General features: G+C 69.5%; 7 protein-coding genes. 4 read left to right on the forward strand and 3 right to left on the reverse strand.

Translation table 11 applies throughout. From position 1 onward, the window contains the following. Nucleotides 1-31 precede the first annotated feature (31 nt). Nucleotides 32-469, reverse strand: coding sequence for a DNA polymerase III subunit chi (locus QZX62_RS05615; protein ID WP_294172811.1), 438 nt, complete (start codon nucleotides 467-469; stop codon nucleotides 32-34). 70 nt (nucleotides 470-539) lie between these two features. Beyond that, entirely contained in the window at nucleotides 540-1,997 is a 1,458-nt protein-coding gene (locus QZX62_RS05620) for a leucyl aminopeptidase (protein WP_294172812.1), read from the reverse strand. A 111-nt stretch (nucleotides 1,998-2,108) separates the two neighbouring features. On the opposite strand from QZX62_RS05620, the gene lptD reads away from it, so the two are divergent. From lptD to rsmA, 4 genes are all read left to right on the forward strand, one after another. Further along, nucleotides 2,109-4,355, forward strand: a complete 2,247-nt coding sequence (gene lptD, locus QZX62_RS05625) for an LPS assembly protein LptD (RefSeq protein ID WP_294172814.1) — start codon at nucleotides 2,109-2,111, stop codon at nucleotides 4,353-4,355. An 86-nt stretch (nucleotides 4,356-4,441) separates the two neighbouring features. Further along, a complete protein-coding gene (locus QZX62_RS05630; RefSeq protein WP_294172816.1) occupies nucleotides 4,442-5,824 on the forward strand; it encodes a peptidylprolyl isomerase in 1,383 nt (460 codons plus the stop codon). Between the two features lie 33 nt (nucleotides 5,825-5,857). Beyond that, nucleotides 5,858-6,871, forward strand: coding sequence for a 4-hydroxythreonine-4-phosphate dehydrogenase PdxA (pdxA, locus tag QZX62_RS05635; protein ID WP_294172818.1), 1,014 nt, complete (start codon nucleotides 5,858-5,860; stop codon nucleotides 6,869-6,871). Continuing rightward, nucleotides 6,868-7,680, forward strand: a complete 813-nt coding sequence (gene rsmA, locus QZX62_RS05640; protein WP_294172821.1) for a 16S rRNA (adenine(1518)-N(6)/adenine(1519)-N(6))-dimethyltransferase RsmA — start codon at nucleotides 6,868-6,870, stop codon at nucleotides 7,678-7,680. The genes pdxA and rsmA overlap by 4 nt, the downstream gene beginning before the upstream one ends. A gap of 51 nt (nucleotides 7,681-7,731) precedes the next feature. On the opposite strand, the gene QZX62_RS05645 is transcribed toward rsmA, so the two are convergent. Then, nucleotides 7,732-8,282, reverse strand: a 551-nt coding sequence (locus tag QZX62_RS05645) for a tetratricopeptide repeat protein (protein WP_366926183.1), incomplete at its 5' end; no start/stop codon positions are given.

Below are 8,282 nucleotides of genomic sequence, written 5' to 3' on the forward strand. Positions count from 1 at the left end.
CCCTAGCGGCGGGGGGCGGCGAGGGCAAGGTTTACGCCTTCTGCACCCAGCGTGCGTCCTCCTGCGCCCAGTAGCGGCGCTCCACGCCCTCCCGGCCTGCCAGCAGCTTCCAGGCGAGCCGCGCGCCTTCCAGGGTCCCTTCGTCGAACAGGTAAAAGGCGCGGTCGAACGCCAGCGCCGCCTCGCGCCACTCACCGTCGGCGATCGCCAGGTTGCGCGCGAGATTGGGCGCGTCTGGGGTGGTCGAGAGGAGGACCGGCTGCCGCGCATCGTCCGCCCCGCCGGCGAGCCCATGGGGAAGGAAGCTGGCCGGCCCCTGGTCCCATAGCAGCCGGTCGAGCCGGGCGAGCTGGGCTTCGTCGGAGGCGACGATCAGCAGCCGCTGGTCGTCAGCCAGCAGGCGCTCGGCCAGGCGGGCGATCACCGCTTCAGCGGGAGTGCCGCCTAGTTGGTAGAAGTCAACGCGCATGACAGCAGCTTAGCTGCGCTCCCGCGAAGGCGGGAGCCCAGTACTGGACCCCGGCCTTCGCCGGGGTACATCATCCTGCCGTTGCCTCCACGAACTGGTCGAGCAACCGCACCCCGAAGCCCGTCGCCCCCTTGTCGTACGTCGTGCCGGGCTTGTCGCTCCACACCACGCCGGCAACGTCGAGGTGGGCCCATTTGACGCCCTCCTCCACGAACCGCTGGAGGAATTGGGCGGCGGTAATGGAGCCGCCTTCACGGGGCCCGACGTTCTTGATGTCGGCGATCGGGCTATCGATCAGCCGGTCATAGGCCTCGCCCAACGGCATGCGCCACAGCTTGTCGCCGCTCGCCGTGCCCGCCGCCTGTAGATCGGCCGCAAGCTGGTCGTCGTTGGAGAAAACGCCGGCAAACTCGTGGCCCAGGCTGATCACCATCGCGCCTGTCAGCGTCGCTAGATCGACCATCACCTTGGGGCTGAACTGCTGCTGCGTGTAGGTGATGGCGTCGGCCAGCACCAAGCGCCCCTCGGCGTCGGTGTTGATCACCTCGATCGTCTGACCGTTCATGCTGGTGACCACGTCGCCCGGGCGCTGCGCTTTGCCGTCCGGCATGTTCTCGACCAGCCCGCAGACCCCGACCACATTGGCCTTGGCCTTGCGCCCCGCGATGGCGAGCATCGCCCCGACCACCGCGCCGGCGCCGCCCATGTCCCACTTCATCGACTCCATGCCGGCCGCGGGCTTGATGGAGATGCCGCCGGTGTCGAAGGTCACGCCCTTGCCGATCAGCGCGATCGGCGCGGTGCCGTCCTGCCCGCCGTTCCAGCGCATGATCAGCAGCCGCGGTTCGCGCACCGAGCCCAGGGACACGCCCAGCAGCGCGCCCATGCCGTGCTGCTCCATTGCCGGTCCGTCGAGTACCTCGATCTCCAGCCCCGAACCTTCCATCGCCGCGCGACAGCGGTCGACGAAGCTCTCGGGGTAGATGACGTTGGCCGGCTCGGTCACCAGTTCGCGGGTCAGCGCCGCGCCCTTGGCCACCGGCTGATAACGCTCCGTCCAGCGCGCTTCCGCATCGGCCGGAGCACCGACGATCGTCAGCTCGGTCAGCGTCGGCTTCTGCTTGTCCTTGAGCTTGGTCCGATAGCGGTCGTAGCGCCACGCCCGCAGCGTCGCGGCCAGCGCCACCTTGCCCGCGGCATCGGCGCTGAAGCCGGCGCCGCTAAGGTCGAGGGCGCCGTGCGTCTCGCCCGACAGCAGCAACTTGGCCACTGCCGTGCCACCGAGCTTCTCCGCCGACGCGTCGCCATTCGTGCCGGTGCCGACCAGCAGCACGCGGCGCGCACCTTCCTCGACGAACGCCTCCGCGCTCCCGCCCGCTTCGCCTTCGAACCGCTGCGACCTCGCCGCCGTCTCGACCGCGGCCCGCTCCTCGCCCAGGCTCGCCAGACTGTCGCGATTGCTGCCGGCGACCGGCAGGATGAGCGCGTAACTGCCGGTCGGACGGCTGCCGGCGAAGCTGATCTGCATGGATGTTCCTCGGGCCAAAGGTGAAAAAGCCCGCGGCTCTTAGGCGGTCGTGCCCCTCATGCAAAGCATTGCCGCATGCCGGATGAGGTGCGATAGGCCACATGGCGGGCTATGGGTTCCATCAAGGGCGGGGTTGTTTTGCGCGGGGTGACTGGCTGGACGGCTCTGCCGCTCATCTTGGGGCTCGCCGCGCCGGCGCTCGCCCAGACCGAGCCTGCGCCCGCACCCGAGCCGATTGCCGCGCCGGCGCTGCCGGAGGGGGAAAGCGTCAGCTTCAGCGCGGACAGCGTGACCTACGACAGCGAAGGCGAGACCGTCACGGCGACCGGCCGCGTCCGGCTCAGCCGCGACGGCAATTATGTCGCGGCCGATCAGGTTGTGTGGAACCGCACCACCGGCGAAGTGGTCGCGACTGGCAACGTGGTTGTGCTGAGCCCGGCCGGCGACCGGCTGGTCGGCGAGCGGGTGGTGCTGACCGACACGCTGCGCGACGGAACGATCTCGGACCTGCTGGTGGTGCTGGAGACCGGTGGACGGCTGGCCGCCGAAGAGGCGACGCGCAGCGGCGGGGTGACCACCCTGGACAACGCCGTCTACTCGCCCTGTCCCGTCGTCAGCCCGGCCGGCTGCGCGCCCCAGCGGCCTAAGTGGCGGATCCTCGCCGCCCGCGTGGTCTACGATCAGAACCGCGACCGGGTCCGCTTTGAGCGTGGCCGCCTGGAGATCCTGGGCCTCACGCTGCCGCTGCTGCCCATCTTCAGCATCGGCACCGGGGCGGGCGACCGCGGCGTGACGGGGGTGCTATTCCCCGATTTCCGGCTGAGCGGCCGCAACGGGCTGGAGCTTGGCCTGCCCTACCATGTCTCGCTCGGGCCGAACCGCGACGCTACCCTGACCCCGCGCGTGTACACCAACTCGCGGCCCTCGCTCGAAGGCAGGTACCGCGAACTCAACAGCCTGGGCGCGTTTCAGGTCGGCGGCTTCCTGACCTATGGCGATACCAGCGACGCCAGCAACCTCGACGAGAACGGCATCCGCGCCTACCTCGACGCCAACGGCCGGGCGCAGTTCAACCCGCTGTGGAGCCTGACGGGCCAGGTCCGGCTGGCGACTGACAAGACGGTGCTGCGCCGCTACGACATCAGCCGCGAGGACAAGCTGCGCAGCTTCCTCAACCTCGAGCGGATCGACCTCGACAGCTATCTTAGCCTGGCGGCCTGGCACTTCCAGGGACTGCGCACAACCGACGACCAGGAGACCATCCCGCTGGTCCTGCCCGCGCTGGACGCGCGCTGGCGCTTGAAGCCGCCAGTCCTGGGCGGCCGAGTCGAGCTTCAGGCGAACAGCTTGGGCATCCTCCGCCGCGACGGCCAGGACACCCAGCGGGCGTTCGCGGGCGCCCGCTGGGACCGCCGCTTCCTGACCCGCTTCGGCCAGGAGCTGATGTTCACCGGCTACGCGCGGGCCGACGCTTATCACACGGACGAGGCGGAGAAGACCCAGACCGAGATCTACCGGGGCGAAAACGGCTGGCACTTCCGCGGGATTGGCGCGCTTGCGGCGGAAGGGCGCTGGCCGCTGATCGGCCCGCTCGCGGGCGGGCTGCAGCGGCTCGTCCCGCGGGTACAGCTGGTGGTCACCCCGCCGACGCCCAACCTCGACATCCCCAACGAGGACGCCCGCTCCGTCGACCTCGAGGACAGCAACCTGTTCGCCCTTAATCGCTTCGCCGGCTACGACCGGTGGGAGGACAGTTCGCGGCTGACCTACGGGTTCGACTGGTCGTACAATCGCCCGCGGCTGGCGATCACCTCGACATTCGGGCAGAGCTACCGCCTGCGCCGTGACGAACGGCTGTTTCCCGAGGGCACTGGCCTCACCGACCGCTTGTCCGACTTCGTCGGGCGCACCCGCGTGCAGTGGGGCCGGTTCATCGACTTCACCCAGCGCTTCCGGCTGGACAAGGACAATCTCGCGATCCGCCGGGCCGAGAGCGACCTGACGGTAGGCACAGTCGAGACCTACGCCCGGGTCGGCTACCTTCGCCTGAACCGCGACGTCGACGCCTCGGTGGAGGACCTGCGCGACAAGGAAGAACTGCGGCTCGCCGGTCGCTGGGCGTTCCGGCCGAACTGGTCGGTGTTCGGTGCTACCGTGCTGGACCTCACCGACGGGAGCGAGGACCCATTGTCGCTGGCCGACGGCCTTGAGCCAGTCCGCCATCGCCTCAGCCTTGATTACGAAGACGAATGCCTGGCGATTGGCATATCCTGGCGACGGGATTATGAGCGGCTCGGGACCGGCCGCGAGGGCAGCACTTTTCAGCTGCGCTTCAACCTCAAGGGCCTGGGCCGCTGACGGGCGCATCGCTCATCGGCCGTTCAGCGGCCCAGCGGCATTTGACCACTGTATCGTACCGCTTCAGCAACAAGGGATTGTGATTAGTGGCAGCTCGCTCCAAGCTTCTTTCCGGCAAGGCTCGCCTCGCGCTGGCCGCGGCCGCGATCACGACCGGCACGGTGGCTGCCGCCCAAACGGCGCCGCAGACCTCGGCCCGGCAAGCCCCGGCGCCGGGGCGGAACAGCACCAGCGCGCTGCGCCTGCCCGAGAACCCGCAGGTATTCGGTGCCGGCATCCCGTCGGTCGTTAAGGCCAGCGCGATCGTCAATGGCGAAGTGATCACCCAAACGGACATCGCCCAGCGGCTGGCGTTGCTCGCAATCTCGCAAGGCGGCCCGATCCCGGCGGAGGAGCTCGAGCGTCTGCGCGTGCAGGTGCTGCGCAACCTGATCGACGAAACGCTGCAGATCCAGGCCGCCAAGACGGCCGAGATCAACATCCCGGCGGCGGACATCGACAAGACGGTCGCGCGGGTGGCCGGCAACGTCAAGCAGACGCCCGAGCAGATGGCGGTCTATCTCAAAGCCAATGGCTCGTCCCTGCGCTCTATTCGCCGCCAGATCGAGGGCGAGATCGCCTGGCAACGGCTGCAAAGCGCCAAGATCGAGAGCCAGATCAGCGTCGGGGACGACGAGGTCAAGGCGGTGATCGACCGCATGAACGCCGACAAGGGCACGCAGGAATATCGCGTAGGGGAAATCTTCCTTTCGGCGAGCCCGGCCAACCAGGGCGAAGTGCTGGCCAACGCCCAGAAGATCGTCGCCGCGCTGCAGGGGGGCGGTTCGTTCGTCGGCTACGCGCGGCAATTCTCGGAGGCTTCCACCGCTGCCGTCGGCGGCGATCTTGGCTGGGTTCGGCCGCAGCAGTTGCCGGAGCAGCTGTCGGCCGTGGTTGCCCAGATGGGTCCGGGCGAGCTCAGCCAGCCGATCCAGGTACCCGGCGGCTATTCGATCCTTGCCGTTCAGGATACCCGCAAGGTCCTGACCGCCGACCCGCGCAACGCCGAGCTTAGCCTCAAGCAAGTCTCGATCAGCTTTCCCAAGGGCACCAGCCGCGCTCAGGCCGAGCCGATCCTCGCCCGCTTTGCCTCCGCCGCTCAGGATGTCGGCGGTTGCGGCGGGGCCGACAAGCTCGCGGCCGACTTCCGCGGAGAGGTGGTTTCCTCCGACCAGGTCAAGCTGCGCGAGCTTCCGCCCGCGCTGCAGCAGATGATGCTGCCGATGCAGGTCGGCCAGGCAACCCGGCCGTTCGGCAGCCTGGACGAAGGCGTGCGCGTGCTGGTGATGTGCGGCCGCGACGAAGCTGACGATGCCAGCGCGCCGAGCGCGGATCAGGTGTTCGCGCAGCTGACGGAGGAGCGCGTCAACATGCGTGCGCGCCGCTACCTTCGCGATCTCCGCCGGGACGCGATTATCGACTTCCGCTAGGTTGCGGACCGCGGTTGTGACGCGAAGGCGTTGATGGTGCGCTCTCCCTCCCCGCCCCCCATCGCCATCTCGCTTGGCGATCCGGCCGGCATCGGTCCGGAGGTCGTGGCCAAGTGCTGGGACGGACGGCACGTGCTCGGCCTTCCGCCTTTCGTCGCGGTCGGCGACCCTCGGTCGCTCACCGCGGTGTGGGACGGCGAGATCGCGCAGATCGACGACCCTCGCGAGGCTGACGCCGCTTTCGATTATGGCCTGCCGCTCCTGGCCGTCCCGGCCGCGGAGGCCGGGGTGCCAGGCTGCCCGACGATAGCGGGTGCGCATTGCTCGCTAGATTCTCTGGAGCTTGCGGTTGGGCTGGCCCGGGCGGGCTCGGTCGCGGCCGTGTGCACCGGCCCCGTCAGCAAGCAGCAGCTCTATGCCATCGGCTTCACTCACCCCGGCCAGACCGAGTTCGTCGCGGAGCGCTGCGGGGTGTCGCCGGGCAACGTCGCCATGATGCTCGCGGGACCGACGCTCCGCACCGTGCCCGTCACCACCCACCTCCCGCTGGCCGACGTTCCCGCCCGGCTGACCGCCGCAGTCGTCGAGGCTAGGGGCCGTGCGGTTCTGCGGGGACTTCAGCGCAACTTCGGGGTCGCCGAGCCGCGGCTGGCGGTCGCGGGCCTCAACCCCCATGCCGGTGAAGGCGGCGCGCTCGGGCGGGAGGAGATCGAGATCATCGCGCCGGCGGTGGCGGCGCTGCAGGCCGAAGGCTGGCGGGTCACCGGCCCACACCCCGCGGACACCCTGTTCCACGGCGCGGCCCGCGCCCGCTATGACGCCGCCCTGTGCATGTACCATGACCAGGCGCTCATCCCCTTGAAGGCGCTGCACTTCGAGGAAGGAGTGAACATCACCCTTGGGCTGCCGATCGTCCGCACCTCGCCCGATCATGGCACCGCCTTCGACATCGCCGGCGAGGACCGGGCCGACCCGCGGGCGATGGCGGCGGCGATCCGCATGGCCGCGGCCTGCGCCGCTCACCGAGCCTCGGCTGCGGCGGCGTGAGCCTGCCGCCGCTTCGGGACGTCATTGCCCGGCACGGCCTCAGCGCCTCCAAGTCGCTCGGCCAGAACTTCATCCTCGACCGCCAGCTGCTCGCCCGCATCGCCGCCGTGCCAGGCTCGCTAGACGGGGAAACCGTCTACGAAGTCGGCCCCGGCCCCGGCGGGCTCACCACCGCCCTGCTCGGGGCTGGCGCCAGGGTCGTGGCGGTCGAGCGTGACCGCCGCTGCCTCCCCGCGCTGGCCGAGTTGCAGGCGACCTTCCCCGATAGGCTGCAGCTGATCGAGGACGATGCGCTGGCGATCGACGAGCGGGCCGCGGTGGGTGAAGGCGCGCACGTCGTCGCCAACCTTCCTTACAATGTCGGCACGGCCTTGCTGCTGCGCTGGCTCCAAGGACCGTGGCTGCCGTGGTGGCGAAGCCTCACCTTGATGTTCCAGCGTGAAGTCGCCGAGCGCATCGTCGCGGCGGCCGGGACCGAGCATTACGGGCGGCTGTCGGTCGCCGCGCAGTGGCGTGCGCAGCCGCGGATCGCCATGGCGGTGCACCGCTCCGCCTTCACCCCGCCGCCCAAGGTCGCCTCGGCGGTGGTGCATGTCCTGCCGGGCGAGGAGCCGTCCGGCGTAGATGCGACCGTGCTGGAGGGCCTCACTGCCGCCGCTTTCGGGCAGCGTCGCAAGATGCTGCGCCAGAGCTTGAAGGCGGTGGCCGGAGCGTTGGACGCGCTCCAGCCGCTGGGGATCGCGCCGGAGCGCCGCGCGGAGACGGTCAGCGTCGAGGAGTGGGTCGCGTTAGCCAGGCAGCTGAGCTGAGTCCTTGCTGGGCCCCGGCTCGGCCGTCGGGGTGACGGCCTTTGGGGGGCGTCAGTTTTGCTTGGTCGCCGGAGTGGTCGCCTTTTGCGCCACGGCCGGCCCGCGCGCGATAACAGCGGCCAGCGTGGTGGCCTGCGCGCAGCTGTTCCCGCCGCATAGCTGCCGCACCTTGGCCAAGTTCTGCTGCGCGCGGGCGCTTGCGCCGAGCTGCACCATGGCGTCGCCCTGCAGCGCGAGCGCGTTCACGTCGTTCGGCTCCAGCGCCAAGGCCTTGTTGGTGAAGCGGATCGCCTGACCGTACAGCTTCTGCTTCATCGCCACGCGGGCGAGCGCGTGCAGCGCATCCCGGTTGCGCGGGTCGATCACCAGAGCGGTTTCCAAGGCGTCGTCGGCGGCTTGGAACTGCCCGGCGGAAAGGGCTACCTCGCCCTGCTTGACCAACGCGGCCGATTCGGGACGGATCTGATTGTCGGGAGTTTGCCCATTGCCGCTCGAAGCGATCAGGGCGGCTCCCAAGCCAGCGGCAACGGCAATCGGCAACAAGCGCATCGCAATCTCCAGCCACTCGGCCCCGGACCGGTCTATCATCTGACCCCGAACCG

Origin of the sequence: uncultured Sphingomonas sp. (genome assembly GCF_902806265.1) — a bacterium.
In the GTDB taxonomy this organism is placed as follows: Bacteria; Pseudomonadota; Alphaproteobacteria; order Sphingomonadales; family Sphingomonadaceae; genus Sphingomicrobium.